General features: G+C 63.3%; 4 protein-coding genes. All 4 read right to left on the reverse strand.

From position 1 onward, the window contains the following. The coding region (locus tag WBB95_RS19135; protein WP_424489006.1) for an HrpE/YscL family type III secretion apparatus protein at positions 1–199 on the reverse strand (199 nt) is incomplete at its 3' end. A 13-nt stretch (positions 200–212) separates the two neighbouring features. Then, the gene (locus WBB95_RS19140; protein ID WP_424489007.1) at positions 213–716 is read right to left on the reverse strand and encodes a type III secretion protein; all 504 of its coding nucleotides are present in this window, start codon (positions 714–716) and stop codon (positions 213–215) included. Then, the gene (gene sctJ / locus WBB95_RS19145; protein WP_424489008.1) at positions 713–1,516 is read right to left on the reverse strand and encodes a type III secretion system inner membrane ring lipoprotein SctJ; all 804 of its coding nucleotides are present in this window, start codon (positions 1,514–1,516) and stop codon (positions 713–715) included. The genes WBB95_RS19140 and sctJ overlap by 4 nt, the downstream gene beginning before the upstream one ends. Positions 1,517–1,523: 7 nt before the next feature. Beyond that, on the reverse strand, positions 1,524–1,732 hold a 209-nt coding region (gene sctI, locus WBB95_RS19150), incomplete at its 5' end, for a type III secretion system inner rod subunit SctI (protein ID WP_424489009.1).

Genomic DNA, 1,732 nt, shown 5'->3' on the forward strand with positions numbered 1-1,732 from the left:
CTTCCCAGAATTGCGCGGTGGCCTGATCGAGCACCTGCTGGCGCTGATCCTGGGCGTCGAGCAGCAGCGCGTGCGCCTGCTCCCGCGCGCGCGCCAGCAGGTCGACGGCTGCCTGGGCGTCACTGAATTGTTCATGGCGCACAAGGCCCACGGGGGCGGCGCGGCTGTCGCCAAGGGATAATGTTTTACGCACTAACATGCCGGGGTACGCCTCACGTCAAAACCTTCCACAACACCGCATGCCACAGGGCATCGAGTTTGCGCACCGGCAAATTCGCCGCCGGCACCAGCACCTCATCGGGCGCCCAAGCCAGGCGCAGGCGTGACCAACAGCCCTCCCCCAACCACGCACCGAGCATGCACCGCGCATCAACGACCTCGCCATTCAGCCAAAGCCCGGGGCGCAAGGCCTTGGCCAGGCCCCGGCACCAGGCCCATTGTTCCGGCGAAACCGGTGCCTGCGACATCGGGTTGCCAAAACAGACCGCCTCCGCCAACGCCAAGGCCTGGGCTTGCTGTTGCTCGGTGAGCGACAACCAGTGCATGGCGTCAGCGTGGGGCGCGGGCGGTTGGGAGGGTGTTATGCCCAGGCAGCTCAGCAGGTCACCGTGCCGGCTGCGGGACAGGTGGGTAAACGGCGCGAGTCGAGGCTGCCAACCCGGGTGCATCAGGCGCCAGGTGCAACACCACCAGTTGACCCAGTCGGCGTCGGTCACAGGCGCGCCGGGTAATTGGAGCCGGAACGGCCCGGCCGCAAGCGACCGAACAACCCGGCACGCCAATCAGGGCGCAACAACAGCGCAATCACCAACAGCAACAGCGCCCCGCCCACCGGCAAGGCGATCACCATCGTGTTCCAGAAACCGGCGTCCTCACTGTTGATCAGGAAGGGCCCGAAACTCACCAGCGTCTGCTTCTCTTTGAACTCCACCGACGGCACAAAAATGATCGAGAATTTTTTCGAGTTGGCCGAATCCTGGCTCATCCCCGGAATACTGCTGGCGACCATTTGCTGGATACGCCCGCGCACGCTGTCGGGGTCGAGCACCGATGCGGCGTATTTGATGAACACTGCGGCCGAGGCCGGCTGTACCGGCTCACCCGGCGCGATGCGCTCCGGCAGCACCACGTGCACCCGCGCGACAATCACCCCGTCGATTTGCGACAAGGTCGACTCAAGCTCCTGGGACAACGCATAGATGTAGCGGGCGCGCTCTTCCAGCGGCGTGGAAATCACCCCTTCCTTCTTGAAGATCTCCCCCAGGCTGGCGCGGGCATGGCGAGGCAAGCCTGCGGCATCGAGCACACGCACCGCACGGTTGATATCGGCAGCCGCCACCAGCACGGTCACCCCAACCTTCTCCATCTGCTTGTGGGCCGAGATGTGCTCATCGGCCAGTTTGGCAATCACATCGTTGGATTCCTGCTCGGTCAGGCCGCCAAACAACACGGTGTCGTCGCTGCAACCGGCCAGCAATAACAGGCATAAAACCAAGAGTAGTCGAGGGTACTTCACACAAGGCCTACTGCAGGTTGGTCAATTTATCGAGGGCCTGGGCACTCTTGTTCACCACTTTGGTGGTCATTGCCATTTGCAGGGAGTACTGCGACAGGGCCTGGCTCATTTTCACCATGTTCATCGGCTCGCTGGTGCCGGAGGCCGCCTTCATCGATCGCATGGCTTGTTGCGACAAGTGCTGCTGGGTGCCGATGCGTTCGGAGAGCGCGCCCA

The organism is Pseudomonas sp. (assembly GCF_049645325.1).
In the GTDB taxonomy this organism is placed as follows: Bacteria; Pseudomonadota; Gammaproteobacteria; order Pseudomonadales; family Pseudomonadaceae; genus Aquipseudomonas.